We start from the raw sequence: 1,131 nt of genomic DNA, 5'->3' as shown, positions 1-1,131 counted from the left end.
GCCTCGAGACCGTTCGTCCCACTGATCTATCTGCGCCGGCCGGGGCAGACCATCGGGGTCGAGCCGCAAACCATCCTCGGCGTCCGGTCTGCGCGTGACTATGTGAAGGTCTGGCTGCATGACGGTTCGGCCGTGCTGGATCTACGCCCCCTCGCGCTGTGGACGGGCATGCTGCCCTCGGCGTCGTTCCTGCGCATCCACCGCACGGCGGTCGTCAACCTGCAGCATGTCAACGGCCTCGACCGACGCGCCGGCGATCGCTGGACCGTCGGCCTCAACCGCGTGGCCGAGGGCTGGCCGGTCTCGCGACAATATCGGCAGGAGCTGCGAAAGCGCCTCGGCGTCTGAGAACCGCGGCCGATTCGGGAGGCATCCAGCTTCGGTCATTTAACCGATTCCTCACGATGAGTTCGGCTTGGAGCGCCGTTCGTCGAACCCGCATGTCTGTTGGTCGAACAGGGCTTGCCGCCCGGCAGGCGGACGATCTCAATGCGGACATCGTTCGACGGACCCGCCCCGCCTATGCCTTTTCGCCGCCCCCCTCGCCTCGACGCACCGAAACCGAGATGCCTGCCGGCGGGCAAAATCGCACGGCTCTTGCTTTGCTCCCTGTTTGCGATCGCATCGACCGCGTGCGCGCAGCGGGCGGAAGCCGACGATCTCGCGCTGCGCGATGCGGCGTCGATGGCCGGCGTCGGAATGTTCCTCAATGCGCGCGCGCCTGGCCTGATACTCGCCGTCGTCCGCGGCGAGGAGAGCTTCATTGCCGGATATGGCGAGATCGCTCCGGGCAGCGGCAAGGAGCCGGACGGCGCTTCGATCGTTCGCGTCGGCTCAGTCTCGAAGGTTTTCGCGACCGATGTGCTCGCTGCCCTGGCGGCGACCGGACAGGTTTCGCTCGATGCTCCGCTTGCCGGCTATGCGCCGCCGGGCAAGACGCCGCTGGCTTTCGAAGACAGGCCGGTCACGCTCCTCGACCTTGCGACGCATTCGGCCGGCCTGCCGCGCGAGATGCCCGATCCCGCGACACCGCCTGACGAGAAGAACCCGTTCGCGGCCTACAAGGCCTCTTACTACTGGGACTGGATGTCGAGCCATCGGCCCGCCTATCGGCCGGGCACGACCGCGATC

Annotated in this window: 2 protein-coding genes; both read left to right on the top strand. The window is 67.3% G+C overall.

Translation table 11 applies throughout. The annotated features are described in order from the left end of the window. Positions 1 to 348, top strand: a 348-nt coding sequence (locus JHD80_RS27055; protein ID WP_199093660.1) for a LytTR family DNA-binding domain-containing protein, incomplete at its 5' end; no start/stop codon positions are given. 336 nt (positions 349 to 684) lie between these two features. Further along, positions 685 to 1,131, top strand: a 447-nt coding sequence (locus JHD80_RS27050) for a serine hydrolase (protein WP_248311813.1), incomplete at its 3' end; no start/stop codon positions are given.

The organism is Allobosea sp. ASV33 (genome assembly GCF_016428755.1).
GTDB lineage: Bacteria > Pseudomonadota > Alphaproteobacteria > Rhizobiales > Beijerinckiaceae > Allobosea.
Note: the sequence above shows the minus strand (reverse complement) of the source record. Positions and strands in the feature narration are given on the sequence as shown.